Annotated in this window: 33 protein-coding genes; 12 read left to right on the top strand and 21 right to left on the bottom strand. The window is 71.4% G+C overall.

Annotated features, from left to right (window positions below):
• The 16 genes from ACFY1T_RS12495 to ACFY1T_RS12420 all read right to left on the bottom strand — a co-directional run bounded on the left by ACFY1T_RS12495 (nucleotide 1) and on the right by ACFY1T_RS12420 (nucleotide 6,545).
• Nucleotides 1-786: a recombinase RecT gene (locus ACFY1T_RS12495; RefSeq protein ID WP_390788090.1), complete on the bottom strand. Its 786-nt coding sequence runs from the start codon at nucleotides 784-786 to the stop codon at nucleotides 1-3.
• Nucleotides 783-1,730 (bottom strand): YqaJ viral recombinase family protein, encoded by a 948-nt coding sequence (locus ACFY1T_RS12490; protein WP_390788089.1) that lies wholly within the window; start codon nucleotides 1,728-1,730, stop codon nucleotides 783-785. Before ACFY1T_RS12490 ends, ACFY1T_RS12495 begins: the two co-directional genes overlap by 4 nt.
• Nucleotides 1,731-1,753: 23 nt before the next feature.
• Nucleotides 1,754-2,002, bottom strand: coding sequence for a hypothetical protein (locus tag ACFY1T_RS12485; RefSeq protein ID WP_390788088.1), 249 nt, complete (start codon nucleotides 2,000-2,002; stop codon nucleotides 1,754-1,756).
• Nucleotides 2,003-2,114: 112 nt separating this feature from the next.
• The gene (locus ACFY1T_RS12480; RefSeq protein WP_390788087.1) at nucleotides 2,115-2,504 is read right to left on the bottom strand and encodes a hypothetical protein; all 390 of its coding nucleotides are present in this window, start codon (nucleotides 2,502-2,504) and stop codon (nucleotides 2,115-2,117) included.
• Nucleotides 2,501-2,725 carry a hypothetical protein gene (locus ACFY1T_RS12475; protein WP_390788086.1) on the bottom strand — a complete coding sequence of 75 codons (225 nt, stop codon included), beginning with the start codon at nucleotides 2,723-2,725 and terminating at the stop codon, nucleotides 2,501-2,503. Before ACFY1T_RS12475 ends, ACFY1T_RS12480 begins: the two co-directional genes overlap by 4 nt.
• Nucleotides 2,722-3,087, bottom strand: coding sequence for a hypothetical protein (locus ACFY1T_RS12470; protein WP_390788085.1), 366 nt, complete (start codon nucleotides 3,085-3,087; stop codon nucleotides 2,722-2,724). Before ACFY1T_RS12470 ends, ACFY1T_RS12475 begins: the two co-directional genes overlap by 4 nt.
• The gene (locus tag ACFY1T_RS12465) at nucleotides 3,084-3,479 is read right to left on the bottom strand and encodes a hypothetical protein (RefSeq protein WP_390788084.1); all 396 of its coding nucleotides are present in this window, start codon (nucleotides 3,477-3,479) and stop codon (nucleotides 3,084-3,086) included. Before ACFY1T_RS12465 ends, ACFY1T_RS12470 begins: the two co-directional genes overlap by 4 nt.
• Nucleotides 3,476-4,057, bottom strand: a complete 582-nt coding sequence (locus ACFY1T_RS12460; protein ID WP_390788083.1) for a hypothetical protein — start codon at nucleotides 4,055-4,057, stop codon at nucleotides 3,476-3,478. Before ACFY1T_RS12460 ends, ACFY1T_RS12465 begins: the two co-directional genes overlap by 4 nt.
• Entirely contained in the window at nucleotides 4,047-4,391 is a 345-nt protein-coding gene (locus ACFY1T_RS12455; RefSeq protein WP_390788082.1) for a hypothetical protein, read from the bottom strand. The genes ACFY1T_RS12460 and ACFY1T_RS12455 overlap by 11 nt, the downstream gene beginning before the upstream one ends.
• 90 nt (nucleotides 4,392-4,481) lie before the next feature.
• The gene (locus tag ACFY1T_RS12450) at nucleotides 4,482-4,670 is read right to left on the bottom strand and encodes a hypothetical protein (RefSeq protein ID WP_390788081.1); all 189 of its coding nucleotides are present in this window, start codon (nucleotides 4,668-4,670) and stop codon (nucleotides 4,482-4,484) included.
• On the bottom strand, nucleotides 4,670-5,026 hold the full coding sequence (locus ACFY1T_RS12445; RefSeq protein ID WP_390788080.1) for a hypothetical protein: 357 nt from the start codon (nucleotides 5,024-5,026) through the stop codon (nucleotides 4,670-4,672). The genes ACFY1T_RS12450 and ACFY1T_RS12445 overlap by 1 nt, the downstream gene beginning before the upstream one ends.
• A complete protein-coding gene (locus ACFY1T_RS12440) occupies nucleotides 5,023-5,268 on the bottom strand; it encodes a hypothetical protein (protein WP_390788079.1) in 246 nt (81 codons plus the stop codon). The genes ACFY1T_RS12445 and ACFY1T_RS12440 overlap by 4 nt, the downstream gene beginning before the upstream one ends.
• Nucleotides 5,261-5,722, bottom strand: a complete 462-nt coding sequence (locus ACFY1T_RS12435) for a hypothetical protein (RefSeq protein WP_390788078.1) — start codon at nucleotides 5,720-5,722, stop codon at nucleotides 5,261-5,263. Before ACFY1T_RS12435 ends, ACFY1T_RS12440 begins: the two co-directional genes overlap by 8 nt.
• Complete coding sequence (locus ACFY1T_RS12430) at nucleotides 5,715-5,939, bottom strand: hypothetical protein (RefSeq protein ID WP_390788077.1); 225 nt, start codon at nucleotides 5,937-5,939, stop codon at nucleotides 5,715-5,717. The genes ACFY1T_RS12435 and ACFY1T_RS12430 overlap by 8 nt, the downstream gene beginning before the upstream one ends.
• A gap of 98 nt (nucleotides 5,940-6,037) precedes the next feature.
• Complete coding sequence (locus tag ACFY1T_RS12425; protein WP_390788076.1) at nucleotides 6,038-6,319, bottom strand: DNA-binding protein; 282 nt, start codon at nucleotides 6,317-6,319, stop codon at nucleotides 6,038-6,040.
• Nucleotides 6,297-6,545 carry a helix-turn-helix domain-containing protein gene (locus tag ACFY1T_RS12420; protein WP_390788075.1) on the bottom strand — a complete coding sequence of 83 codons (249 nt, stop codon included), beginning with the start codon at nucleotides 6,543-6,545 and terminating at the stop codon, nucleotides 6,297-6,299. The genes ACFY1T_RS12425 and ACFY1T_RS12420 overlap by 23 nt, the downstream gene beginning before the upstream one ends.
• A 167-nt stretch (nucleotides 6,546-6,712) precedes the next feature.
• On the opposite strand from ACFY1T_RS12420, the gene ACFY1T_RS12415 reads away from it, so the two are divergent.
• The 3 genes from ACFY1T_RS12415 to ACFY1T_RS12405 all read left to right on the top strand — a co-directional run bounded on the left by ACFY1T_RS12415 (nucleotide 6,713) and on the right by ACFY1T_RS12405 (nucleotide 9,052).
• Nucleotides 6,713-7,255 carry a helix-turn-helix transcriptional regulator gene (locus ACFY1T_RS12415; protein ID WP_390788074.1) on the top strand — a complete coding sequence of 181 codons (543 nt, stop codon included), beginning with the start codon at nucleotides 6,713-6,715 and terminating at the stop codon, nucleotides 7,253-7,255.
• Nucleotides 7,256-7,418: 163 nt separating this feature from the next.
• Nucleotides 7,419-7,847, top strand: a complete 429-nt coding sequence (locus tag ACFY1T_RS12410; RefSeq protein WP_390788073.1) for an ImmA/IrrE family metallo-endopeptidase — start codon at nucleotides 7,419-7,421, stop codon at nucleotides 7,845-7,847.
• Entirely contained in the window at nucleotides 7,817-9,052 is a 1,236-nt protein-coding gene (locus ACFY1T_RS12405; RefSeq protein ID WP_390788072.1) for a tyrosine-type recombinase/integrase, read from the top strand. The genes ACFY1T_RS12410 and ACFY1T_RS12405 overlap by 31 nt, the downstream gene beginning before the upstream one ends.
• A gap of 126 nt (nucleotides 9,053-9,178) precedes the next feature.
• On the opposite strand, the gene ACFY1T_RS12400 is transcribed toward ACFY1T_RS12405, so the two are convergent.
• Complete coding sequence (locus ACFY1T_RS12400) at nucleotides 9,179-10,072, bottom strand: 3-hydroxybutyryl-CoA dehydrogenase (RefSeq protein WP_390788071.1); 894 nt, start codon at nucleotides 10,070-10,072, stop codon at nucleotides 9,179-9,181.
• Between the two features lie 153 nt (nucleotides 10,073-10,225).
• Here ACFY1T_RS12400 and ACFY1T_RS12395 point away from each other — a divergent pair, with 153 nt between their 5' ends.
• Nucleotides 10,226-11,464: a glycoside hydrolase family 10 protein gene (locus ACFY1T_RS12395; protein ID WP_390788070.1), complete on the top strand. Its 1,239-nt coding sequence runs from the start codon at nucleotides 10,226-10,228 to the stop codon at nucleotides 11,462-11,464.
• Between the two features lie 37 nt (nucleotides 11,465-11,501).
• Here ACFY1T_RS12395 and ACFY1T_RS12390 read toward each other — a convergent pair whose 3' ends face one another.
• Together ACFY1T_RS12390 and ACFY1T_RS12385 are read right to left on the bottom strand one after the other, a co-directional pair.
• Nucleotides 11,502-11,699, bottom strand: coding sequence for a DUF1918 domain-containing protein (locus ACFY1T_RS12390; RefSeq protein WP_376017510.1), 198 nt, complete (start codon nucleotides 11,697-11,699; stop codon nucleotides 11,502-11,504).
• Between the two features lie 61 nt (nucleotides 11,700-11,760).
• On the bottom strand, nucleotides 11,761-12,744 hold the full coding sequence (locus ACFY1T_RS12385; protein WP_390788069.1) for a DMT family transporter: 984 nt from the start codon (nucleotides 12,742-12,744) through the stop codon (nucleotides 11,761-11,763).
• On the opposite strand from ACFY1T_RS12385, the gene ACFY1T_RS12380 reads away from it, so the two are divergent.
• Entirely contained in the window at nucleotides 12,743-14,182 is a 1,440-nt protein-coding gene (locus ACFY1T_RS12380; RefSeq protein WP_390788068.1) for a PLP-dependent aminotransferase family protein, read from the top strand. The two genes, ACFY1T_RS12385 and ACFY1T_RS12380, sit on opposite strands and share 2 nt — an antisense overlap.
• Before the next feature lie 40 nt (nucleotides 14,183-14,222).
• The gene (locus ACFY1T_RS12375; RefSeq protein WP_390788067.1) at nucleotides 14,223-14,981 is read left to right on the top strand and encodes an N-acetyltransferase; all 759 of its coding nucleotides are present in this window, start codon (nucleotides 14,223-14,225) and stop codon (nucleotides 14,979-14,981) included.
• A 27-nt stretch (nucleotides 14,982-15,008) separates the two neighbouring features.
• On the opposite strand, the gene ACFY1T_RS12370 is transcribed toward ACFY1T_RS12375, so the two are convergent.
• Nucleotides 15,009-16,907: an alkyl/aryl-sulfatase gene (locus ACFY1T_RS12370; protein ID WP_390788066.1), complete on the bottom strand. Its 1,899-nt coding sequence runs from the start codon at nucleotides 16,905-16,907 to the stop codon at nucleotides 15,009-15,011.
• A 193-nt stretch (nucleotides 16,908-17,100) separates the two neighbouring features.
• Here ACFY1T_RS12370 and argC point away from each other — a divergent pair, with 193 nt between their 5' ends.
• From argC to ACFY1T_RS12340, 6 genes are all read left to right on the top strand, one after another.
• Nucleotides 17,101-18,129 (top strand): N-acetyl-gamma-glutamyl-phosphate reductase, encoded by a 1,029-nt coding sequence (argC, locus tag ACFY1T_RS12365; RefSeq protein ID WP_390788065.1) that lies wholly within the window; start codon nucleotides 17,101-17,103, stop codon nucleotides 18,127-18,129.
• Complete coding sequence (gene argJ, locus ACFY1T_RS12360; RefSeq protein ID WP_390788064.1) at nucleotides 18,126-19,283, top strand: bifunctional glutamate N-acetyltransferase/amino-acid acetyltransferase ArgJ; 1,158 nt, start codon at nucleotides 18,126-18,128, stop codon at nucleotides 19,281-19,283. The genes argC and argJ overlap by 4 nt, the downstream gene beginning before the upstream one ends.
• Entirely contained in the window at nucleotides 19,280-20,218 is a 939-nt protein-coding gene (gene argB / locus ACFY1T_RS12355) for an acetylglutamate kinase (RefSeq protein WP_051805124.1), read from the top strand. The genes argJ and argB overlap by 4 nt, the downstream gene beginning before the upstream one ends.
• On the top strand, nucleotides 20,215-21,426 hold the full coding sequence (locus ACFY1T_RS12350; RefSeq protein WP_390788063.1) for an acetylornithine transaminase: 1,212 nt from the start codon (nucleotides 20,215-20,217) through the stop codon (nucleotides 21,424-21,426). The genes argB and ACFY1T_RS12350 overlap by 4 nt, the downstream gene beginning before the upstream one ends.
• Before the next feature lie 7 nt (nucleotides 21,427-21,433).
• On the top strand, nucleotides 21,434-21,997 hold the full coding sequence (locus tag ACFY1T_RS12345) for an arginine repressor (protein WP_390788062.1): 564 nt from the start codon (nucleotides 21,434-21,436) through the stop codon (nucleotides 21,995-21,997).
• Between the two features lie 94 nt (nucleotides 21,998-22,091).
• Nucleotides 22,092-22,907 carry a hypothetical protein gene (locus ACFY1T_RS12340; protein ID WP_390788061.1) on the top strand — a complete coding sequence of 272 codons (816 nt, stop codon included), beginning with the start codon at nucleotides 22,092-22,094 and terminating at the stop codon, nucleotides 22,905-22,907.
• Here the strand turns inward: ACFY1T_RS12340 and ACFY1T_RS12335 are convergent.
• Nucleotides 22,894-23,589, bottom strand: a complete 696-nt coding sequence (locus ACFY1T_RS12335; protein ID WP_390788295.1) for a L,D-transpeptidase — start codon at nucleotides 23,587-23,589, stop codon at nucleotides 22,894-22,896. The genes ACFY1T_RS12340 and ACFY1T_RS12335 overlap by 14 nt on opposite strands.
• Nucleotides 23,590-23,595 lie beyond the last annotated feature (6 nt).

Raw genomic sequence — 23,595 nt, 5'->3', positions numbered from 1 at the left:
CTAGGCGGTGATGGCCGGCGGTTCCTGGAGGTACTCCGGCGGGACGTCGATCGCGTCGGGCTCGACGTCGGTGCGGACGGTCTCGTCGTGGGCCATCGCTCGGGCCAGTGCGGCGGACTTCGGCAGGGCCTTGAAGTGGTTGCGGAGGACCGTCTTCTTGGCCATCTCGTCGTAGTGGTTTCGCCAGGCCGGCGAGTTCGATCCGGAGGACTTCTGCCGACGGGCTTCGATCTCGGCTGGGTACATGACCTTGAAGGTCTTGGCTCCGTTGACCAGCGAGGCGACCGAGTAGTAGGCGACCGGGTTCCCGCGGGGGCCCTCCCGGAACGGGCGGTGAACCAGGCTCTCGCTGAGGCCCTCTTCGTGCTCGAAGAAGTCCCGCTCGTAAACGGTCTCGACCTTCAGTGACGCGGCCATCGGGTGCTGGTAGAAGAGCGTCACCATGCCCTGGTAGCCGAGCTGGAACTCGGCCTGACCCTTCCGCGGGATGATGTACGCCTCCTGCGTCGGCGAGCCCGGTTCGAAGCCGAGCTGTGAGCAGGTCATCAGTGCACCGAGGAACGACTCGGTAGTACAGCTGGCCAGGTCGGGGTTCTTGCGGATCAGCGTCAGGGCGATCCGGGCGATCCGGTCGGCGTCCATGTGCTTCGGCAGGACCCGGGCGATCTCGGGCTTCATCCGTTCGATCTGCTGGGCCATGGTCGGCTTCGGCTGTTCGCCGGCCTGTTCGACCTGGCCCACGTTCTGGGCGCGGCGGGCGACGGCGTTGCTGGCTGCGGTACTCACTGAGACTCCTGGGGGACGTTGAGGACGCGGGTGTCAGCACCGCGGTACGGCTCGGGGTCGAGGTTCGGGTCGAGGGCGAGAGCGGCGGACTTCCACGAGATCTGGCCCTTGCGGCGGCGCCACGTGTAGGCCAGCTCACCGCGGACGTGGACGTCGGTGCTGTCGCCGGCGATGGCCTTGAGGTGGTTCTCTGCCTCGGTGAGCGCGATGTCCGCGGCGGCGATCTGCTCCTTGGCGGAGGTGCGGATCGCCAGCCACTTCTCGACTTCGGCCGCGTCGGCGACGACGATCTGGTCGACGGGGTCGGCGTGGAGCCGGTCGAGGAGCTGGCCGGTGGCGTGGCTGCCGTCGAGCGGCGGACGGGTGCCGGACTGGACCCAGCCCCAGAACTCGTCTGCGATTGCTTCGAGGTTGGCGATCAGGTCGTTGTCCCGCTGGATGCGGTGGACGATGGTCCGCTGCCCGCCGATGAGGCAGGCCGTGTAGCCGAACTGCCAGCCGGTGACTGCGAGCTGCCACATGACTTGCACGGTCGTGTCGATGGGGGTCTCGTCGAGCCAGTCGTTCAGGGCGTAGGAGGAGCGGGTCTTGAGCTCGACCACGCCCATGTCGTTGTTCTCGATCGTGACCCGGTCCAGGTTGACGATCATGTGAGGCTTGTCGGGCCGGCGGAGGGTGCCCGGGTTCTCGATGACCGGAAGGCCGGTCTGCTTGGAGAAGCGGCGGGCGACCACCGGCTCGAGCTCGTGGCCCATCTCTGCTGCCTCCGACAGCACTGGGTTGTCCTGACGGGGCACGGTCTGGCCGGTCTTGCGAAGCCAGATCTCCGTCGGGCTGGTGTACGGGCTGAGGCCGACAATCGCGGGGAGGTCGCTGCCGCCGAAGCCGGTAGCCCGCACGCCATGCCACTCCTCGGGCGACGGGTCCGGCCCCAGAACAACCACGGCGCCGGAAGGGAAGGTAAGCGTCACGCGGCGGCCCGCCCGTTCGCGATGGCCTGCAGCTTGGCGATGCCGTCGCTGTCGTACTGGGCCATCCGGACGGCCTCGGCTTCGGCGGGGAAGGCGTCGGCGAGTCGGGCCGCGTTCTGCTGGTCGGCGCCGGCGATCAGGGTGATCAGCTGCTCGCCGAACCGGCCGGACCTGACGCCTCCGTGGCCGAAGTGGGCGAGGACGTGGCGGGCGGTCTCGGGCGGGATGCTGGGGGTGTTCGACATGGCGATCTCCGTGGCGAGGGTGTGGTCGGCCGCGGGCGGGCGGTGTACCCGTCCGGGGCTGTGGTTGGTGGCCGGGCTCGGGGGCCGGTGTCATCCGCCGGCCCGGCAGCTTTCAGGCGGCTCCGGCCGTCGGCGGTGCGACGCGGTACTCCTCGGTGTCGAAGAGCGCGTCTCCTGCGGCGAGCTTCTTCGCGGCCCTGCGGATCTTGCTCAGCACCGCGTCGTGACAGGGCCTGCACATCGCGGCCAGGCGCTTGGCGGGGAGCTGAGCAGCGGTCGCGAAGTCGCCCTCGTTGATCGGGTCCCGCGGCATCGCGATCAGGACGATCAGGCCGATCTTGCTGACGTGGTCGCCGTTGCGGACCGGGCATCGCTGCTGCTTGCGGGTGCGGTCGGGGTCGTGCTTCTTGCCGCAGGGGCCCTGGCACTCGCAGCGGTCCTTGGCGTTCTTCATGACGGCGGTCCAGAGGGCTGCGCCGACGATCGGTGGACGGACGGTCATGACGGAACCTCCTCGACGACCTGCTGGTGGCGGGCCAGGCGGTGCGAGACGTCCTCGCGGGGGCAGACATGGCCGGTCGCTGTCTTGGTCCAGTCCCCGGCGTCGGCCTGCTCGTCGGCCTCGGAGGTGGTGGCGAAGAGCGCCACCAGGTCGCCGGTCTCCAGGGAGCGGAGACAGACGTCGCAGTCGACGACGAAGCTGGTCACCGAGCGGTAGCTCATCGCAGGGCCCCCTTTGCGGCAGCGTCGGGCAGGGTGAGGACCGGGATCCATTGCGTATCCGTGACCGCCGGGTGGGCGGCCAGCGAGCCGGCCTTGCGGTTGTTGGCGAGCTGGGCCCGGAGTGCGATCACCTCGGCCTCGAGGCGATCCGCTCGCTGCGTGGCCTCGGCGGCCTGGGCTGCGACCTCGCCCAGGAAGCTGACCTTCGCGTTTGCGGCGTCCCGGGCGGCGGTGGCCTCTACCAGGCGTCGCATCAGGTGCCAGAGCAGGACCAGAAGCGACAGGTTCAGGGTCCGCAGCCGGGCCACCTCATCGACCGCACGGTGACGGCCGTGAGGGCGGACTATGTCGGCGAGGCTCACCAGGTCCTGCCGATCTCGTGGATCTCCCCGGTCTTCTCCCGGATGTTGCCGATCGGTTCGCCGCTCCACACGGGCTCGATCTGGGTGATGAAGCCCCTTCTGGTCTCGACCCACCCCTGGCCGTTGCCGTCGAGGTAGAGACGTCGCCGCCGGTCGTTCGGGTCGTCGTCCCGCTCGCCCGAAGCGGCCTGCCGGACCGCGGCCGGGGTGAACCTCCCGTCGGCCGTGTTGCCGTCCTTGTCTGCCTCGCGGCACAGGTCGTACACGGCGTCGAGGCAGCGGTTCAGGTAGGCCATCTCGTCGCGGAGGGTGGGCTCCTTGCCGACGTACTTGTCGAGCTCGGCGGTCAGCCGGGCGACCTCGGCGCGCAACTGGATCAGTTCGTCGCTCATGCGGGTACTCCCGGCTGGTCGTCGCCGAGGGTGGGCTCGGCGGCGAGGAGGTAGGCGATCTGCTCATCCCGTTCGGCGAGGACGGACTCCAGCTCGGCGATCAAGGCCAGCTGCCGCTTCTCATGCAGCGTGGCTGCGTGATCCGGGGTGAATACCTGCGCACCGTGCTTGACGGCGGTCTTGCAGGGCCAGCCGGTCACCCAAGCGTCGCCCCAGCAGACAGAGCAGAGCCAGGCATTGGGCTTGCCGCAGCTATCGAAGACCGGCAGGTGGAAGCGGGCGGGCAGGTCGGCCTTCTCCTGCTCCGTCATCTCGATCAGGATTTCCCAGCCGGGCATGTCCGGCGGCTGGATGAGTAGCGCTTTACGAGTGCACTCGTCGTGCTCGACCTTCTTGCCGGACTTGACAGCGGCTCGGCAGGTACCGCAGGCAGCCGGGTCGGCGTGCTGGCCGCGGGATGCGACGTGCTCGTCGATCTGCTGCTGCCAGAACGGGTCACCCTGGCAGGTGCACGGCGCGGTGTCGCAGCAGGCGCCCGGCGGGAGGGGCGGTTCGGTGAGGAGGGCGTCAGCGTCCATCGGAGTCCACCGCCTTCCGCGAGCAGTTCTCGGCGTGCGGGACGTAGGTGTAGAGGTCGAGGCCTGACGCTCGGCACTCGTTGCAGCCCCGCTGCGGCCCGAGCTTGCGGCTGTAGTGGTAGACGTCCGATGCCCAGTTCCAGTCGTCCACCGGGTCGACGCTGTAGTCGTAGCCCTCGGGGGCGCGGTGCTCGGGGATCAGGAGCTCGTAGATTTCGCTGTCGTCCGACAGGGTCTTCACGGCGTCTTCCTGGCTTTCGGCTTCGACCCAGATGACGTACTTCTCGCGGGTCTCGACGATGACCGGATACCGGTCCAGCGTCTGTTCAGGCACGGTTCCCCCTGAGGTAGCGGCGCCCGACGAGGGCGATGGTGGCGAAGAGCAGGGCCGCGAGGGCGTCCAGGGCGGCGATACGGCGGAGGGTCATGACCGGCCGCCGATCCGGGCGATCCACTCGTCGGGGGACTCGACGTAGCCGGCGGCCAGCGTGTCTGCGAAGTCCGGGTCGACATCCCGCTCCAGCAGGCCGAGACCTCGCAGCAGAGCGGGCGCCACCAAGACCGGCGGCGGATCGGACAGCAGGACCGACGTGACCGTCTCGATGCGGGCCATCACGCCACCTGCCGCAGGAAGCAGGGGATCGGCGGGTCGTACCGGTGCAGCTCACCCGAGCTGACGTCGTACTCGCAGGCGGTGTCGAGCCACTGCTTCGGGAGCCCCAGCCACAGAATGCGGACTACCTCGTGGTGGCCTCCCCTCGGCGTCGGGATCTCACGACCCAGCCCATCCAGGAGCAGAACGACTCGCTTCATCTGCGGGCTGCCGTCCACGTCCCACATGACCGGCGTGACCCGGACCCGACGAGCGCGGTCCCCCAGCAGGGAGGTGAGCGCGCGGCAGACCTTTGCGCGCCCGCCCTCGTCGGCCTGCGCCATCAGCGGGCCCGTCATCGGTGTCAGGAGCTTCACGGCTGGCCTCCGAGGGTCTTGGGCTTCGTGCACTTCTCGGGGTGGGCGCAGGCCAGGGCGTCGAAAACGCGCTCGTACCAGATGGCGGGCTGCAACTCGGGGGTGTGACCGGCCGGCGGGCGGGCCAGCAGCATCTGGAGCGCGACATCTGCAGCCGGCACATCCAGGCGGGCGATGGACGGCGCCGGGGCCAGAGCGGCGACGGACGCGGACGACACGTCGGCGGGGAGGACGTCAGACACGGGACTCACCGCCCTCGTTCAGGAACGCCGCGACGATCGGGAACTGGGCGTCGACCGAACGCTGGGCAGCCTCAGCCTCCGCAACGTCCTTCGGGTCCGGAGTACACGGCACGAGGTTCGAGTGGGCGTCCTTGCCACAGCCGCAGCGGTAGCCGCGCGGGCCGTAGGAAATCGGGTCCGGGGTCGTGGCGGCCGGGCGAACCGCGCCACGCCTGATCTTGTCGGCCATCCGGCACAGCACCTCGACGCGAGCGGCATTCTCCTTGCCGCGCAGGCTGTGGTACTCGTGGGCCTTCTTGACCAGCCACTCGGCGAGCTCGGCCTGCACCTCGGCCCGGTAGGCGTCGAGTGCCTCGCCTCGGGCGACCGGGTGCGTCCCCGTCAGCAGCAGGTCCAGTCGCTCGCGGGCGGTGGGGTTGGTGGGAGCCGGATCACCGGCGATGATGTCAGCCACGAGACTCACCGGCCTCCCGGGCGGAGAGGCTGCCCAGACCGAGCTGCTTGCGGTCGCGGCGGGCCATCGAGGCACCGTTGGCGGCGGCGAAGGCGGCGGCGGACTCGGTGAGGGCGCGGCAGCGGTCGCAACGCTCCTCGTGGTGGGCTCGCTCGGCGGCGATGTACACGCTGCCGGTGATGACGGGTGCCGGGTCTCCGGCAATACTGTTCGACATCGTTCCTCTTCTCCTTGCATGTGCTTGCAGGTGAGGGGTGGATCGGGAGGCCCTGGCCGGCGGTGTCGCGACCGGCGGTCGGGGCCGCATAGCCGCAGCTAGGCGGCGGCGGGGGAGTAGCGCTTCGGCTCGGAGGCCCGCAGGGTCGGGTCGAGCTCGGGGTTGAAGCGGGAGTCCGCCATCTGGTGCGCCTTCTCCTGGGCGAGGACATCGCTGAGGAGGAAGACGACCCTGCCGCGGAGCCGGAAGCTGCGCGGGTAGTTCCCCCGCCGGCGGGACCGATCCGTGTAGATGGCGTTCGGGGTGGTCTCCCACCTGTCGGCCAGCTGAGGAACGGTCAGGTAGATCGGTGCGGCCTCAGCCGCCGGGGTTTCGTTCATCACTTCCCTCGTCTGTATCGGTGAGTGCGGCGATCGCTGCTCGTGCCTGCCGCTCGTCCTGCAATCGGAGAGCTATCCGTCTGAGCAGGTCAGGGCCTGGATTGCCTTGTCCTCGTTCGATCCGGGAAAGCCAGCCAGGAGAGACGCCGATCAGCCGGGCGAAGCACGTCAGGCTGAAGCCGCTTTCCATGCGCTGTCTGCGGATCCGGTTTCGTTCCGCTTGCACATCGCAAGATTAGGCAAGATTCGGCAGGCAAGTCAAGGCATGCGTGAGCAAGATTCGGCAAGATTGAGCTTTCGCAGGTCAGCGGCCTGTTCCTGCCTGTCACTAGGTGCCGGATCTTGCTAGCTTGTTGCCTGGCGTTGCTTGTCGTTGCGTGGAGACTGGAGACCATGAACCGCGACCCGGAAGCGTGGAGGAGGCTCGGGCGCCTCTTCCGGAACGCGCGTGAGCTCGAGGGGCTCACGCGCGCAGAGTTCGCCGCCAAGGCCGGCGTTTCGGAGAAGGCCGTCTACAACGCCGAGAAGGGGGACGTGCCGAGCCGTCACCAGCCGCCAACGCTGGTGAAGATCGCAGTCGGGCACGGCTGGAAGCCGGAGAGTATCCAGAGCATCCTGGATGGTGCCGACCCCATCCCGGCCGCGGCAAGCTCTTCGGCTGGCGAGCGCGTGACCAGCGGTGGAACCCCGTCCCAGGTGCTTGAGCTCATGCCGCGCGTCTACGAGTTTGGGCGGCTCTGCAGCTCGCTTGGCGCATCCTCGAAGGCGCGCGACGAGTTCGACGCGGCCGTCCAGCATCTGATCGACTCGGTGCCTCATCGCGCGACCCAAGCCTCATTCAGGCTGGCGGCGTACCGTCCGCATGCTCTGGGTGAAGGCGTTCCCTCCGATGACGCGGAGGCGATCCTCCGGGCCATGGAGGAGAACGGGCACTGAGTGCCGAAGCCTGCGAGCGGCGCCGCATGACGCTGCGTCACAAGCGGCTGCCGGACAGGAATCAGGCGTAACTTTCGGATCGTTTACTTCCGCGACAGTAGTCAAACGGTGTACAAAGAGTGTTCAACGACGCCTCCCACGCGATCACTGACGTGGGGGTCGTATGTCCTATTCGCCGTTGGCGGAGCTTGAGCAGCTGCGGATACCAGTCGTCCGAGTCCATCTGCGAGACACGTGGGGAGCCTGGTCTCCCGTCCACCGTAAAATCGTCGTCGCCGTCGGACTCTCAGCCGTGCAGGAGCGCTGCGTTCTCGCCCATGAGCTAGAGCATGCGTTGGCAGACGATCTTGGCTGTGGCGTCGGGCTTGATGCGTGCCATCCCCTCGTGATTCCTCAGGAACGCCGGGCAGACACGCTTGCCGCCAGGAAGTTGATCGCAATCTCAGAACTCGCAGCCGTCGCCCAGTGGGCTGATGACGTCCGCATTGCCGCGGCCGAGCTGGGCGTTACCGAGCGCATCCTGCGCGTCCGGCTGCACGACCTCAACGGAGAGGGGTGGCCGTGGCCGGCTACATCGAGGACCGCTGGCTGAAGAAGCGTCCCGACAAGGCCACAGGACGGCGGGAGCGTACCGCCCTGTACAAGAAGTGCGCCCGCTATAGGGTCGGCGGCATCCCCGGAGTGCGGGACCGCAGCTTTGAGTCGCTGGAAGACGCCAAGGTCTGGATGGCCAAGGCCATCATCGACAGCAAGCGCAAGGAGTTCATCGACGACCGCGAAGGCGCCATTACCCTGGCTGCCTACATCAAGGATGAGTGGTGGCCTTCGCGCAGCGACCCCACCGGCACGGCGATCCCCATGAAGTCAAAGATCTGGCGTCACATTGTCGACAGCTCTCTGGGGCGGCAGCCTCTGAACGTAATCGCGGACAAGCATCTGATCCAGTGGCGGGCAGAACTCCGTGGGCGCGGGCTTGAGGACACAACGATTTCGGTGATCTGGAATCACCTGAGCACGGTGTTCAAGTCGGCGGTCGGCACGCGCATTCCGAGGAACCCCTGCGCTGTCGCCAAGGCGGATGTCCGTCCACCCAAACAGGGAGAGACGAAGGCCCGCGCCTGGACGGCGGCCAACGTCCATGCCATCCGGACCGGCCTTCCGCGGCGCTACCAAGTTTTCGCCGACCTGGGTGTCGGAGCCGGCCTTCGCCAGGCAGAGGTCATCGGCATCAGCCCAGAGGATATCGACGAAGGCCGACGGATGATCCACCTGCGGAGGCAGCTCCTCTGGGAGAACAGCTCGCGCCCCTACTTCAAGCTGCCCAAAGGGAAAAAGGAGCGGGACATCCCGGCGTCCGACGCCCTCTTGAAGGCCCTGCGTGCTCACGCGGAAGAGTTCGAGTCCATCGAGGTCACACTCCCTTGGCTGGGCCCGGGGAACGACGGCCGGAAGGAGCTGCGGATCCCGCTCTTGGTGACGACCGCGCACAAGAACCGGATCAACCCGAGTATCTACAACTCCAAGACGATGAAACCGGCCCTGGCTGCAGCTGGGCTCATCTCCCCGCGGGACGAGGATGACGGCTGGGAGCCCTCTCGCGAGAAGATGCATCACCGCTTCCGCCACACCTACGCCAGCGTGCAGTTGGCTGCTGGCGAGGACCCGGTGTCCCTGTCACACTGGATGGGGCACAGCAGTCCGGAGATCACGTTCCGGATCTACGCGCACTTCATGCCTGACAGGGGCCAGCGCGGACGCACTGCCATTGACGAGTGGATGAGCGCGAGTTCCCACTGAAACTCCCTCAACACTCCCTGGGTCACTTATGGATCTTCCGAGGCCATCGCCGTTGGTCGGCGATGGCCTCGAATTTTGGTCACGCTGACGCGCTCCACGGAGGGCCGTAGCGAGCGTTGTTGCAGGTCACGAGTACGGGTAGAAGCCCGATCCGGTCTTGCGGCCCAGGCGGCCCGCGTCGACCATCCGCTGGAGCAGCGGGGGAGCGGCGTACAGCGGCTCCTTGTACTCCGCGTACATCGAGTCGGCGATCGAGGCGATCGTGTCCAGGCCGATCAGGTCGGAGAGCTTGAGAGGGCCCATCGGGTGGGCGCAGCCCAGCTCCATGCCGTTGTCGATGTCCTCGCGGCTCGCGATGCCGGACTCGAACATCCGGATCGCCGACAGCAGGTACGGGACCAGGAGCGCGTTGACGACGAAGCCCGACCGGTCCTGGGCGCGGATGGCGTGCTTGCCCAGGACCTTCGCCACCAGGGCCTCGGCCCGCTTGACGGTCTCGTCGCTGGTGGTCAGCGCCGGGATCAGCTCGACGAGCTGCTGCACCGGGGCCGGGTTGAAGAAGTGGATGCCGATGACCTGGTCGGGCCGCGAGGTCGTGACGGCCAGCTTGACCAGCGGGATCGAGGAGGTGTTGGAGGCGAGGATCGCGTCCGGGCGGGTGATCACCTGGTCGAGGACCTGGAAGATCTCCGTCTTGACCTGCTCGTTCTCGACGACGGCCTCGATGACGAGGTCACGGTCGGCGAACTCGCCGAGATCGGTGGTGAAGGTGAGGCGGGCCAGGGTGGCGTCCCGCTCCTCCTCGCTGATCTTGCCGCGTTCGGCGGCCTTGGTCAGGGAGTTGTGCAGCCGGGTGCGCCCGATCTCCAGGGCCTCGCCGGTGGTCTCGGCGACCTTCACCTCGAGGCCGCTGCGGGCGCACACCTCGGCGATGCCCGCACCCATCTGGCCACAGCCCACTACGCCGACCCGGGTGATGTCGGAAGGGAGGTCAGTCACTTCGTGCCTTTCGCTGCTCATCCGTCGGCGGGTCCCCCGTGCTGCGCAGTGTCACTGCGTTCCGGCGCCCGCCACGCCCCACGACGTTACCCCCGACCTTGACCCTGCCGGGGGGCCGGGGCGGGCATGCTGTCAGATGCAGGGCACTGTCACGCAACGGAACGGGGTCGTCACATGGGGTACATCGGGCGTCGGGGGCTCCTGGCGGGGGCCGCCGGGCTGCTGGCGGCGACGGGCGGGGCGGCTCCCGCGCGGGCGGACCGGGGCCGCCGCCCGCGCCGCAAGGACGGCGCCGAGTTCCGCGCGATGTGGATCGCCTCTGTGGAGAACGTCGACTGGCCCTCCGAGAGCGGGCTGGACGCCGCGGACCAGCGCGACGAGCTGATCCGCCTCCTCGACACCGCCGTCGCCCGCCGCCTCAACGCGGTGATCCTCCAGGTCCGGCCCGCCGCCGACGCGATGTGGCCCGGGGCCCGGGAGCCCTGGTCGCAGTGGCTGACGGGGGAGCAGGGAGAGGACCCCGGCTGGGACCCGCTCGGCACCGCGGTCGCCGAAGCCCATGCCCGGGGGCTGGAACTGCACGCCTGGTTCAACCCGTACCGGGTCGCCAACCACACCGACCCCGGCCGGCTGGCCGCGGACCATCCGGCCCGGCGCAACCCCGGCTGGACGGTCGCCTACAACAAGAAGCTGTACTACAACCCCGGGCTGCCCGAGGTGCGGGCCTTCGTGCAGGAGGCCATGCTCGACGCCGTCTCCCGGTACGAGGTGGACGGGGTGCACTGGGACGACTACTTCTACCCGTACCCCGTCGAGGGGGAGGCGTTCGACGACGACGACGCGTACGCGCGCCACGGCGCCGGCTTCGCCTCCCGCGCGGACTGGCGGCGCGGCAACACCGACGCGCTGGTCCGCGAGATGTCCGAGCGGGTGCGGGCGATCCGCCCGGCGGCGCGCTTCGGCATCAGCCCCTTCGCGGTCTGGCGCAACAGCGAGCGGGATCCGCTCGGTTCGCCGACCCAGGCGGGCGTCGAAACGTACGACGACCTGTACGCGGACACCCGCAAGTGGGTGCGGGAGGGCTGGATCGACTACATCGTGCCGCAGGTCTACTGGCAGATCGGCCACCCGACCGCCGACTACGCCAAGATCGTCCCCTGGTGGGCGAAGACCGTCGCCGGCACCGACGTGGCGCTGTACGTGGGCGAGGCCCTCTACCGCTGCGACCGCAACAGCGCCACCGCGGCCTGGCGCGATCCGAAGGAGCTGTCCAAGCACCTGACGTTCGCCCGTGACTACCCCGAGGTCCGCGGCCACGTCTACTTCTCGGCGAAGCAGGTGGTCGCGGACCCCAATGGTGCGATGGCCAGGGTCGTTGACGACCATTACCCGACGGCCGTGCCGCCGAGGTGACGCGGGGGGCCGGGCCGGCCGCGTCGCGTGGGTGAGGTCAGTGCGTGGGCTCCGTCGGGTGCTTGACGACGCAGTCGGGGCCCGGAGACATGACTGCCTCGTGACCGTCCTCGAAACGGACCCGGTAGGGAGGGGTGCCGTTGTCACCGAGTACCTGAGTGATCTCACCGACCTTGTCGTGCTGCCCCACGATCCTGCCGTGCTGCACCAGCTGGTCGCCCTCGGTCGCGCGCATTGCTGACCTCCTCGGAGGCGGTCTGAATCCGGTGACAGCATTTTACGGCGATTTGCCGGCATTAGGCCCGCTGGGTCACGGCGATGCAGACCAGGACCGCGCAGGCGGCGGCCGGGGCGGCCGGGGAGAGGTGCTCGCCCAGCAGCGCCACCGACCAGACCAGGGTCAGCAGGGGCTGGGCGAGCTGGAGCTGGCTGGCACGCGGGGCGCCGATCTCCGCCATCCCGCGGTACCAGACGTACAGGCCGAGGAAGGTGGAGCCGGCCGCCGCCCACAGGAGACCCGCCAGTCCGTGGCCCGTCAGGTGCACCGGTTCGTACGCGAGCCCCAGCGCGGAGCCGGCCAGGCTGAGCGGCAGGCACAGCACCAGCGCCCAGCCGATGACCTGCCACCCGGGCAGGACCCGGGCCAGGCGTCCGCCCTCGGTGTACCCCGCCGCGCACACCAGCAGCGCCCCGAAGAGGTAGCCGTCGCCGGCCGAGAGGGCGCCGCCGCTCTGGGCCAGGGTGAAGCCGAGCACCACGGCGGCCCCGGCCACGGCCGCGCCCCAGAAGCGGCGCGACGGGCGGGCGCCGGTGCGCAGCGCGGACACGGCGGCCGTGGTGAGCGGGAGCAGGCCGACGACGACGGCGGCGTGCGAGGTGGTGGAGGTGGTCAGCGCGAGGGTGGTGAGCAGCGGGAAGCCGACGACGACCCCGGCGGCGACCACGGCGAGGCCCGCCCAGTGCGCCCGGGCGGGCAGCGGCACCCGCCCGGCCAGCAGGAAGCCCCCCGCGATGAGCGCGGCGAGGAGGCTGCGCACGGCGACGAAGGACCAGGGGCCGAAGCTCTCCAGGCCCCAGGCGGTGGCGGGGAAGGTCAGTGAGAAGGCGATGACGCCGAGCGCGGCGAGGGCGGTGCCTCCGGTGGCGCGCCCCGCGAGCCGGCCGCGTCCGCCACGAGCGCCGCGCCGGCCGTGACCGCCGCTCCCGCCGGGTCCGGACCGGTGCGCGGGGTGCTCCACCGCTATCGCCGTATGAGGAGTAGCGCTATTCTGTGCTGTCATGTACGAGCGTAGCAGTGTGGCGGAGCTGGCAGAATCCCTGCGGTCAGAGCTCGACCGCTACTCGGTGGGTGGAAAGCTCCCGTCGAGCCGGGCCCTGGTCGAGCGCTACCGGGTCAGCCCCGTCACCGTCTCCCGCGCCCTCGCGCAGCTGGCCTCCGAGGGGCTGGTCGTCACCCGGCCCGGCGCCGGGGTGTTCCGGGCCCTGCCGCGTACCGCGGAGCCCGTGCCCGGGGACACCTCCTGGCAGGAGGTCGCCCTGAGCGCGGAGGGCGCCGGCGAGGTGGTCCCGCGTTCGGTGGACGCCTCCGGGGTGCTGGCCTGCCTGGCCGCTCCGCCCTCCGGGGTGATCGGGCTCAACAGCGGCTACCTGCACCCCTCCATCCAGCCCGAGCGGGCGATGGCCGCGGCGCTGGCCCGGGCCGGCCGGCGCCCCGGGGCCTGGGAGCGGCCGCCCATGGAGGGGCTGCCCGAGCTGCGCGACTGGTTCGCCCGGGAGATCGGCGGGGCGGCCGGGGCCGTCGGAGCCGCCGACGTGCTCGTCACCGCGGGCGGGCAGAGCGCGCTCACCACCGCCCTGCGGGCGCTGGCATCGCCCGGGGCGCCGATCCTCGTGGAATCCCCGACCTACCCCGGGCTGCTGGCCATCGCCCGGGCCTCCGGATGCCGGCCGGTGCCCGTCCCGGTGGACGCCGAGGGGGTCCGGCCGGAGCTGCTGGCCGCCGCCTTCGAGGCGACCGGCGCGCGGGTCTTCGTATGCCAGCCGCTGTTCCAGAACCCGACCGGCGCGGTGCTGGCCCCCGGGCGGCGGGCCGAGGTGCTGCGGATCGCGCGGGCCGCCGGGGCCTTCGTGGTGGAGGACGACTACGCCCGGGCGCTGGGCCACGACGACGCCGGTCCGCTGCCCCCGACGCTGGCCGCCGAGGACCACGACGGGGTGGTCGTCCACGTCCGGTCCCTGACCAAGGCCACCTCGCCCAGCCTGCGGGTCGGCGCGCTCGCCGCCCGGGGCCCGGTGCTGGACCGGCTGCGGGCCATCCAGATCGTGGACTCCTTCTTCGTGTCCCGGCCGCTCCAGGAAGCCGCCCTGGAGCTGGTCGGTGCGCCCGCCTGGCCCCGCCACCTGAGGTCCGTCGCCGCCGAGCTGCGCCACCGGCGGGATCTGCTCGCGGGCGCGCTGCGCCGGGAGCTGCCCGGGCTGACCCTGCCCCACCTTCCCTCGGGCGGCTACCAGTTGTGGGCGCGGATGGCCGAGGGCGACGACGACGCCGCGTTCGCGGCGGCGGCCCTGCGCGCCGGGGTCGCGGTCGCCGCCGGCCGCCCGTACTTCTGCGCGGAACCGCCGGGTCCGTACGTACGGCTCAGCTTCGCCGGGGTCTCGGGCGCGGCGGAGCTGGGCGAGGCCGTGCGCCGGCTGCGCTCGCTCCGGGCCCCGGCCTAAATCGCTGGAGCGCGCCGCTGCGCCGACCTACCCTGCGGCCATGGACGGAATCAAGATCACCACCCTCGCGCGGCGACCGGAACTCGCCGAGCGCCTCTGGGACATGAAGGACACCTGGCCGGAGTTCGCCCAGCACGACTCGGTCGCCTGGCTCCTCTACCCGAGGATGGTCAAGGAGCTGGCCGACTACGTCCTGGTCGCCACCGACGGCGATGCGGTGGTCGCCCGCGGGTTCAGCGTGCCCTTCGCCCGGCACGCGCCCGGCCGGGACGGGGTGCTGCCCGCGCGGGGCTGGGACCAGGTCCTCCTGTGGGCCTTCTCCGACCTGCGGCGCGGGGTGGCCCCCGACACGGTGAGCGCCATCGAGATCACCGTCGCCGCCGACCGGCTCGGCGAGGGCCTGTCCGGCCGGATGCTGGCCGCGATGCGGGAGAACGCGCGCGCCCGGGGTTTCGCCGAGGTGGTGGCGCCCGTCCGGCCCAGCGGCAAGCCGGCCGAGCCGGACACCCCGATCGAGGAGTACGCGTACCGCACGCGCGAGGACGGACTCCCGTACGACCCGTGGCTGCGGGTCCACGTCCGCGCGGGGGCGGTGATCGACTCGGTGGCCCCGCTGTCGATGACGATCACCGGTTCGCTCGCCGAGTGGCGGGAGTGGACCGGGCTGCCCTTCGACACGACGGGTCCGGTGCGGGTGCCGGGGGCGCTGGCCCCGGTCCGCTGCGAGGCCGAACAGGGCTACGCGGCGTACGTGGAGCCGAACGTATGGGTCCGCCACGTCCTGGACGGCCCGGCGTAGGCGCTCGGGCCCGGCGCGAGGGTTCCGTCAGGGCGTGACGATCGCGAAATCCGGGTCGGGCTCGGTGAGGTGGGCGGCCAGTTCGGCGAGCCGGGCCGGATCGCCCGAGACCTCGGCCCGGCCCCGTCCGACCAGGTCCGCGAGCGCGGCCCGGCCGAGCAGGAGGGCGCGCAGGTCCGGTTCGTCCAGGGTGATCTCCACGTCCGGCTCGCCGGCGGCCGGGCCGAGCCCCCGGACATGGGTGAGCACGCCGTTCTTCAGGCGCAGGGTGCTGGGATCGCCGCCGTCGGTGAACCGCCAGCGGACGGTGACGTCCGCGTCCCAGCTGCCCGGGCCGTCGACGCGGATCGCCAGGGAGTCGAAGAGCTGGTCGAGCGTCAGGGTGCTGATCAGGTCCTCGGAGGCGCTGGAGGCGGAGGTGCCGACCGTGCCGTGGCGCAGTTCGTGGGCGCCGGTGAGGAAGAAGTTGCGCCAGGTGCCGTTCTCGCTGCCGTAGCCGAGCTGCTCCAGGGCGTCCGCCTGCAGGGCGCGGGCCTCGGCGTGGTCGGGGTCGGCGAACAGGACGTGGTCGACGACCTCCGCGACCCAGCGGAAATCGCCCTGCGCGTACGACTGGCGGGCACGGCGCAGCACCTCGTCGGCGCCGCCCATGAAGTCGACGTAGCGGGTGGCGGCCTCGGTGGGCGGGTGGGCCCACAGCCGGGCCGGGTTGCCGTCGAACCAGCCCATGTACCGCTGGTAGACGGCCTTGGCGTTGTGGCTGACGGAGCCGTAGTACCCGTGGGTGTGCCAGGCCCGCTCCAGCGCGGGCGGCAGCCGCATCTCCTCGGCGATCTCCGGCCCGGTGAGCCCCTGGTTGATCATGCGGAGCGTCTGGTCGTGGAGGTAGGCGTACAGGTCGCGCTGTTCGCAGAGGAAGGCGAGGGCTTCCTCGCGGCCCCAGACCGGCCAGTGGTGCGAGGCGAACACGACGTCGGTGGCGTCGCCGAAGAGCTGGACGGTCTCGGTCAGGTACCGGGCCCAGTCGTGCGGGTCGCGGACCTGGGCGCCGCGCAGCGTGAGCAGGTTGTGCAGGGTGTGGGTGGCGTTCTCGGCGGTGCACAGGGCCGCGTGGCCGGGGAAGTGGATGTTGAGTTCGGCCGGGGCCTCGGTGCCCGGGGTCATCTGGAACACCATGCGGATCCCGTCGACGGTCTCGCTCTGCCCCGTACGGGCGATGGTGAGGGTCGGCGGGATGAGGGTGACCGTGCCCGTGGACGTCGTGGGGCCCAGCCCCGAGCCGATCTGCCCGCGGGGGCCCTTGGGCAGGGCCGCGCCGTACATGTACGTGGCGCGGCGGCTCATGGCGGTGCCGGCGTAGACGTTCTCGCTGACGGCGTGCTCCAGGAACCCCTCCGGGGCGAGCACCGGCACCCCGGCCGCGACCTCCTCGACGCCGACGACGCCCTTGACGCCGCCGAAGTGGTCGGCATGGCTGTGGGTGTAGAGGACGCCGGTGACGGGTCGCCCGCCGCGGTGGCGGCGGTACAGCGCGAGTGCGGCGGCGGCGGTCTCCGTGGAGATCAGCGGGTCGACGACCAGGATGCCGCGCTCGCCCTCGACCAGGGTCATGTTGGACAGGTCGAAGCCGCGCACCTGGTAGACCCCCGGGACCACCTCGAACAGTCCGTGGCCCCGGGCGAGCCGGCTCTGGCGCCACAGGCTCGGGTGGGCGGTGGGCGGGCAGTCCGCGTCCAGGAACCCGTAGGCGTCCAGGTCCCACACCACGCGGCCGTCCGCGTCCCGGATCCCGGATTCCGCGACCGTGCCGAGGAAACCGCGCCGTTCGTCCTCCAGGTCGCGGGTGTCGTCGAAGGCCGGGCCCCGCGCCGCGGCGCCGTTGGCCTCCGCGACGACGGCTTCGGCGTCCCCGGGATCGGCCTTCATCGCGTGCCGCCACCGCGGAAGGCCAGGGCGGCCGTCGGAACGTGTCGCTTCATCGTGGTGCCTCCCCGTCGGTGTCCGGGAACCCCCACCGCCATCCTCCCGTGCTCCGGCGGGGTCCGCAGAGTGATCACCGCAGGCCTTTGCATAAAACTGCGGCAGTACGTATAGTCATGCCATCGAGGAGGAGGGTCCGATGGTGGTACGTGTAGCGGTGGCCGGAGCGAGCGGGTACGCGGGCGGGGAAGTCCTGCGCCTGCTGCTCGCCCACCCCGAGGTGGAGATCGGCGCCCTGACCGGCAACTCCAACGCCGGACAGCTCTTCGGCGGCCTCCAGCCGCACCTGGTGCCGCTCGCCGGGCGAACCCTCGAAGCGACCACGCCGGAGGTCCTCGCCGGCCACGACGTCGTCTTCCTGGCGCTGCCCCACGGGCAGTCCGCCGCCGTCGCCGCGGAGCTCGGCCCGGACGTCCTCGTCGTCGACATGGGTGCCGACCACCGGCTCAAGGACTCCGCCGACTGGGACGCGTTCTACGGGGCCCCGCACGCCGGCACCTGGCCGTACGGGCTCCCCGAGCTGCCCGGTGGCCGCGCCGCGCTGGAGGGGTCCAAGCGCATCGCGGTTCCCGGGTGCTTCCCCACCGCCGTCACCCTCGCCCTCTTCCCGGCGTACGCCGCGCAGCTGGCCGAGCCCGAGGCCGTGATCGTCGCCGCCACCGGCACCTCCGGCGCCGGCAAGGCGCTCAAGCCGCACCTGCTCGGCTCCGAGGTCATGGGCTCCGTCAGCCCGTACGGGGTGGGCGGCGGGCACCGGCACACCCCCGAGATGGTGCAGAACCTCAGCCCGGTCGCCGGGCAGAAGGTCTCCGTCTCCTTCACGCCGACCCTCGTGCCGATGTCCCGCGGCATCCTGGCCACCTGCTCCGCCAAGGCCCTCCCCGGCACCACCGCCGACGCGGTGCGCGCCGCGTACGAGAAGGCGTACGCGGACGAGCCCTTCGTGCACCTGCTGCCCGAGGGGCAGTGGCCGGCGACCTCGTCGGTCCACGGTTCCAACGCCGTCCAGATCCAGGTCGCGTACGACGGGTCCGCACAGCGGATCATCGCGATCAGCGCCATCGACAACCTCACCAAGGGGACCGCCGGCGGCGCCGTGCAGAGCATGAACATCGCCCTCGGGTTCGCAGAAGAGCTCGGGCTTTCCACGATCGGAGTCGCGCCGTGACCGTTACGGCAGCACAGGGATTCACGGCCGCCGGCATCGCGGCCGGGATCAAGGCGAACGGCAACCCGGACCTGGCCCTCGTGGTCAACAACGGTCCGCGGCTGGCCGCGGCGGGCGTCTTCACCTCCAACCGCGTCAAGGCCGCGCCCGTGCTCTGGTCCGAGCAGGTCCTGCGCGGCTCCGTCATCAGCGCGGTCGTCCTCAACTCCGGCGGAGCCAACGCCTGCACCGGCCCCAGGGGCTTCCAGGACACCCACGCCACCGCCGAGAAGGTCGCCGAGGCGCTGGGCGGCGAGCACAACGCGGGCGAGGTCGCCGTCGCCTCCACCGGCCTGATCGGCGTCCTGCTCCCCATGGACAAGCTGCTGCCCGGCATCGACACCGCCGCCCGGGCCCTCTCCGCCGACGGCGGGGAGGACGCCGCCATCGCCATCAAGACCACCGACACCGTGCACAAGACGGCCGCCGTCACGCAGGACGGCTGGACGGTCGGCGGCATGGCCAAGGGCGCGGGCATGCTCGCCCCGGGCCTGGCCACCATGCTCGTCGTCCTCACCACCGACGCCGACGTGGACAGTGCCACCCTCGACATGGCGCTGCGCTCCGCGACCCGCACCACCTTCGACCGGGTCGACTCCGACGGCTGCATGTCCACCAACGACACGGTGCTGCTGCTCGCCTCCGGGGCCTCCGGCCGGGTGCCGGCGTACGAGGCCTTCGCGGAGGCCGTACGGACCGTCTGCGACGACCTCGCCCGCCAGCTGATCGGCGACGCCGAGGGCGCCAGCAAGGACATCCGCATCGAGGTCGTGGGCGCGCTCACGGAGGGCGACGCGGTCGAGGTCGGCCGGTCCATCGCCCGCAACAACCTGCTCAAGTGCGCCATCCACGGCGAGGACCCCAACTGGGGCCGGGTGCTCTCCGCCATCGGCACCACCCGGGCCGCCTTCGACCCGGACCGGCTCAACGTGGCCATCAACGGCGTCTGGGTCTGCAAGAACGGCTCGGTCGGCGAGGACCGCGACCTGGTCTCCATGAAGGACCGCGAGGTCCGCATCACCGCCGACCTGGCCACCGGCTCCGAGTCCGCCGTGATCTGGGCCAACGACCTGACCGCCGAGTACGTCCACGAGAACAGCGCCTACAGCTCATGAGCGACGAGAAGGCCGGCCGGACCGGCACCGGAACCGCGCGCAAGCACACCGCGCTGCCCAAGGCGCAGATCCTCATCGAGGCCCTGCCCTGGCTCACCCGCCACAACGGCAAGGTCGTCGTCGTCAAGTTCGGCGGCAACGCCATGATCGACGAGGACCTGAAGGCGGCCTTCGCCCAGGACGTGGTCTTCCTGCGCCAGGCCGGCCTCAAGCCGGTCGTGGTGCACGGCGGCGGCCCCCAGATCAACGCCCAGCTCGACAAGCACGGCCTGGTCAGCGAGTTCAAGGCCGGCCTGCGCGTCACGACCCCCGAGGCCATGGACGTCGTACGGATGGTCCTGGCGGGCCAGGTCCAGCGCGAGCTGGTCGGGCTGCTCAACCAGCACGGGCCGCTCGCCGTCGGCATGACCGGCGAGGACGCCCACACCATCACCGCCACCCGGCACACCCCGGAGATCGACGGCGAGCTCGTCGACATCGGCCGGGTCGGCGAGATCACCGCCATCGACACCGGCGCCATCGAGGCGCTGCTGGCGGACGGCCGGATCCCGGTCATCTCCTCCATCGCGCGCAGCGCCGAAGACCACCACGTGTACAACGTGAACGCCGACACGGCGGCCGCGGCGCTCGCCGCCGCGCTCGGCGCCGAGACGCTGATGGTGCTCACGGACGTCGAGGGCCTCTACGCGGACTGGCCGAGCAGTGACGAGGTCATCAGCCGGCTCACCGTCAGCGAGCTGGAGAAGCTGCTGCCCGAGCTGTCCAGCGGCATGGTGCCCAAGATGGAGGGCTGCCTGCACGCCGTACGGGGCGGGGTGAGCACGGCCCGCGTGATCGACGGGCGGGTACCGCACTCGATCCTGCTGGAGATCTTCACCGACGAGGGAATCGGCACGATGGTCGTGCCCGACGCACAGGGAGGGGAACCCGCGTGACCGGCAACCAGGAGTTCGCGGCCCGCTGGCAGGGTGCGCTGACCGACAACTACGGCACCCCCGCGCTGGCGCTCGTACGCGGCGAGGGGGCCCAGGTCTGGGACGCGGACGGCAAGCAGTACACCGACTTCGTCGGCGGCATCGCGGTCAACGCCCTCGGCCACGCCCACCCGGCGATCGTGCAGGCCGTGACCGCGCAGATCTCCACCCTCGGCCACGTCTCCAACCTCTACGCCTCCGAACCGGTCCTCGCGCTCGGCGAGCGGCTGCTCCAGCTCTTCGGGCGCCCCGGCCGGATTTTCTTCTGCAATTCCGGAGCCGAGGCCGTCGAGGCCGCCTTCAAGATCGGCCGGCTGACCGGGCGGACCCGCATGGTCGCCACCGACGGCGGCTTCCACGGCCGGACGATGGGCGCCCTCGCGCTCACCGGCCAGCCGAAGAAGCAGGACCCGTTCCTGCCGCTGCCCGGCGAGGTCACGCACGTCCCGTACGGCGATGTCGAGGCCCTTCGGGCCGCCGTCACCGAGGAGACGGCCCTCGTGGTCATCGAGCCGATCCAGGGCGAGAACGGCGTCGTCGTCCCCCCGGCCGGATATCTGACGGCCGCCCGGGAGATCACCCGGGCCACCGGCACCCTGCTCGTCCTCGACGAGGTGCAGACCGGGATCGGGCGCTGCGGCCACTGGTTCGAGCACCAGGCCCACGAGGGCGTCGAGCCCGATCTCGTCACGCTCGCGAAGGGTCTGGGAGGCGGACTGCCGATCGGTGCGGTGGCCGCTTTCGGACCGGCAGCGCAGCTGCTGCGGCCCGGCCAGCACGGCACGACCTTCGGCGGGAACCCCGTCGCGTGCGCCGCCGGCCTCGCCGTCATCGAGACCATCGCCGCCGAGGGCCTGCTCGATCAGGTCAAGGCGCGCGGGGAGCGGCTGCGCTCCGGAATCGAGAGCCTCCGCGAGGGGAACGGGCACCCGCTCGTATCCCATGTCCGTGGTGAAGGCCTTCTCCTGGGTATCGTGCTGACCGGGCCGCTCGCACCGCAGGTGCAGCAGGCGGCCCAAGATGCCGGCTTCCTGGTCAACGCGCCCGCCCCCGACGTCGTACGGCTCATGCCCCCGTACGTACTCTCCGAGGCCGAGGCGGACGCGTTCGTCCGGGCCCTGCCCGGCATCCTCGACGCAGCCAACGGGGACGGACACACCGGGGAATGAGACGACGATGAGCCAGGCCCAGGACCACGAGGAGTGGGGCTCCTCCCGGACCGAGTCCGGGGGCGGGCCGTCCGTTCCGCAGACCCGCACCGCCCGCCACCGCCGGATCGTGGACATCCTCAACCGGCAGCCGGTCCGCTCGCAGAGCCAGCTGGCCAAGCTGCTGGCCGACGACGGGCTGAGCGTCACCCAGGCGACGCTCTCCCGCGACCTCGACGAGCTGGGCGCGGTGAAGATCCGCAACACCGGCGGCGAGCTGATCTACGCGGTGCCCAGCGAGGGCGGCTTCCGCACCCCGCAGGCACCGCTCGGCGAGTCGGCGAAGGAGGAGCGCATGCGGCGCCTCTCCGGGGAACTGCTGATCTCGGCGGAGGCCTCCGCGAACCTCGTCGTCCTGCGCACCCCGCCGGGCGCGGCCCAGTTCCTCGCCTCCGCGATCGACCAGGCCGAACTCCGCGAGATCCTCGGCACGATCGCCGGGGACGACACGCTGATGCTGATCAGCCGTGACCCGTCGGGCGGCCAGGCCCTCGCGGACCACCTGCTGAGGCTGGCCCAGAAGGAGGGCTGACCGGCCCCGGGGCGGCCCCACGGCCCGTCAGCTCCCGTGCGGCGGGGCGGATATCCGCTGTACCGGCCGCCGCCGGGCGTCCTAGGGTCGGCGTGTGCATGCCTACACCCTCGCCAGTGTCGCCGTGCCCGTCACAGCGGGGCTGTACGGGCTGGTCGGCGCGATCCGCGGCCGTGCGGCGGTGCGGCACCGCCGCGCCCTCGACCGGTGGGCCGTCGTCCTGGCCGACCCGTACCAGGCCGCCCTGGAACGCTGGTGGGCGAACGACGCGGTCCAGGCGGCGGCCGCACGGCTGCTCCTGGACGGGCTCGTCACCGTCAACCACCGCGGCAACCTGAGCCCGGCCCCCGCCGCCGCGGACCCCGCCCGTGCCCCGGGCCATCCGCTGCCCGAGGCCGTACTGGCCGCCCTGCGGCGCCGCAGCGCCCCCGCCACCCTCGGCAGCCTCGTGCTGCGGGACGAGGAGTTCGCGACCGTCCGGCGGGAGTTCCGAGAAGCCCGCCCGGAGCTCCTCACGGTCGGGGAACCCGCCGGCGCGGCGAAGCCGGGGCTGTACCTGGTCCTGGCCGAGATGCTCTTCTGCGTCTTCGGCCTGATGTCGCTGCAGCCCGACGGCGACGCCGAATGGACGGCCGCCTGGGCCGCGTGGGCCGGGGTGATCGCCCAGGTGATCTGGTTCTCCGTCTACAACCGGGCCCGGGGGGCCGGTTGGAAGAAGGACGCCGAGGCCGCGGAGGCCGCGCGTCTCGGGCCGCCGCATCCGGCGCTCCAGGCCCTGGACGTCCGCGATCCGGAGGCCTTCCGCCGGCTGCGCGTGAGCCGCCTGCGGACCCGGCGCGGCCGCAACCGGGGCCGCCCGCGCCGCCGCCGGACCCCGGCCGAGACCGGCGGGCACCTCAGTACCGGGTGACGGCGAGCGGTCCCTCGCCGGTCCCGATGGCGATGTGCGGGCGGCGGCGCGGGTCGGCCCAGCGCAGGATCGCGCGCATCGCCCGCTCCGGCACGGACACGCAGCCGGCCGTCGCCCCCTTGCCGTTGACGTGCAGGAAGATGCCCGCACCCCGGCCGCGCACCGGCCGCTCGTAGTTGAAGCCGATGACCAGGGCGTGCGCGTACTGCTTCTCGTACGTGACCAGGTGCTCCGCCTCGCCGGGCGCGCAGTGCGCGGGAAGCGGCTCGGTCCACCGGTTGTAGGCGGCCGACGCGTTGTCCTGGCACCACCAGGAATCGGGGGTCACCCGGCGGTAGCGGAACTCCGTCCCGGCCGGCGCGCGGCGGATCCCGAAGGCGTACGGGAGGTCGTACAGGCCCGTCGGCGTCGTGTTGGTGCCCTGGGTGCGGGTCGCGCCCTCGGTCAGGCCGTTCGCGCCGAAGCGGGCGTCGGCGCGGCCGGCCTCGTACCAGCGCCCCGCCCTTCGGTCCCACCAGGTCAGCCGCCCGGTGGTGGATCCGGGGGCGGGGGCGACGGCGGTGATGAGCTGGCTGCCGCCGCCGGTGTCGGCGAGACGGGCCGGCAGCGGATCGGACCCGTACGGGCCCTGCGCGAGCAGGCTGGTGACGATCGTTACGCCGGTGACGAGAGCGGTACGCAGCACATG

Origin of the sequence: Streptomyces sp. NPDC001194 (assembly GCF_042896985.1) — a bacterium.
Classification (GTDB): domain Bacteria; phylum Actinomycetota; class Actinomycetes; order Streptomycetales; family Streptomycetaceae; genus Streptomyces.
Note: the sequence above shows the minus strand (reverse complement) of the source record. Positions and strands in the feature narration are given on the sequence as shown.

What these genes read in the sequence shown, in the direction of transcription:
- ACFY1T_RS12485 (WP_390788088.1), bottom strand. Translation starts at nt 2,002, where the DNA reads ATGTCGAACACCCCCAGCATCCCGCCCGAGACCGCCCGCCACGTCCTC.
- ACFY1T_RS12480 (WP_390788087.1), bottom strand. Translation starts at nt 2,504, where the DNA reads ATGACCGTCCGTCCACCGATCGTCGGCGCAGCCCTCTGGACCGCCGTC.
- ACFY1T_RS12475 (WP_390788086.1), bottom strand. Translation starts at nt 2,725, where the DNA reads ATGAGCTACCGCTCGGTGACCAGCTTCGTCGTCGACTGCGACGTCTGT.
- ACFY1T_RS12465 (WP_390788084.1), bottom strand. Translation starts at nt 3,479, where the DNA reads ATGAGCGACGAACTGATCCAGTTGCGCGCCGAGGTCGCCCGGCTGACC.
- ACFY1T_RS12460 (WP_390788083.1), bottom strand. Translation starts at nt 4,057, where the DNA reads ATGGACGCTGACGCCCTCCTCACCGAACCGCCCCTCCCGCCGGGCGCC.
- ACFY1T_RS12450 (WP_390788081.1), bottom strand. Translation starts at nt 4,670, where the DNA reads ATGGCCCGCATCGAGACGGTCACGTCGGTCCTGCTGTCCGATCCGCCG.
- ACFY1T_RS12430 (WP_390788077.1), bottom strand. Translation starts at nt 5,939, where the DNA reads ATGTCGAACAGTATTGCCGGAGACCCGGCACCCGTCATCACCGGCAGC.
- ACFY1T_RS12425 (WP_390788076.1), bottom strand. Translation starts at nt 6,319, where the DNA reads ATGAACGAAACCCCGGCGGCTGAGGCCGCACCGATCTACCTGACCGTT.
- ACFY1T_RS12415 (WP_390788074.1), top strand. Translation starts at nt 6,713, where the DNA reads ATGAACCGCGACCCGGAAGCGTGGAGGAGGCTCGGGCGCCTCTTCCGG.
- ACFY1T_RS12410 (WP_390788073.1), top strand. Translation starts at nt 7,419, where the DNA reads ATGTCCTATTCGCCGTTGGCGGAGCTTGAGCAGCTGCGGATACCAGTC.
- ACFY1T_RS12400 (WP_390788071.1), bottom strand. Translation starts at nt 10,072, where the DNA reads ATGAGCAGCGAAAGGCACGAAGTGACTGACCTCCCTTCCGACATCACC.
- ACFY1T_RS12395 (WP_390788070.1), top strand. Translation starts at nt 10,226, where the DNA reads ATGGGGTACATCGGGCGTCGGGGGCTCCTGGCGGGGGCCGCCGGGCTG.
- ACFY1T_RS12390 (WP_376017510.1), bottom strand. Translation starts at nt 11,699, where the DNA reads ATGCGCGCGACCGAGGGCGACCAGCTGGTGCAGCACGGCAGGATCGTG.
- ACFY1T_RS12380 (WP_390788068.1), top strand. Translation starts at nt 12,743, where the DNA reads ATGTACGAGCGTAGCAGTGTGGCGGAGCTGGCAGAATCCCTGCGGTCA.
- ACFY1T_RS12385 (WP_390788069.1), bottom strand. Translation starts at nt 12,744, where the DNA reads ATGACAGCACAGAATAGCGCTACTCCTCATACGGCGATAGCGGTGGAG.
- ACFY1T_RS12375 (WP_390788067.1), top strand. Translation starts at nt 14,223, where the DNA reads ATGGACGGAATCAAGATCACCACCCTCGCGCGGCGACCGGAACTCGCC.
- ACFY1T_RS12370 (WP_390788066.1), bottom strand. Translation starts at nt 16,907, where the DNA reads ATGAAGGCCGATCCCGGGGACGCCGAAGCCGTCGTCGCGGAGGCCAAC.
- argC (WP_390788065.1), top strand. Translation starts at nt 17,101, where the DNA reads ATGGTGGTACGTGTAGCGGTGGCCGGAGCGAGCGGGTACGCGGGCGGG.
- argB (WP_051805124.1), top strand. Translation starts at nt 19,280, where the DNA reads ATGAGCGACGAGAAGGCCGGCCGGACCGGCACCGGAACCGCGCGCAAG.
- ACFY1T_RS12345 (WP_390788062.1), top strand. Translation starts at nt 21,434, where the DNA reads ATGAGCCAGGCCCAGGACCACGAGGAGTGGGGCTCCTCCCGGACCGAG.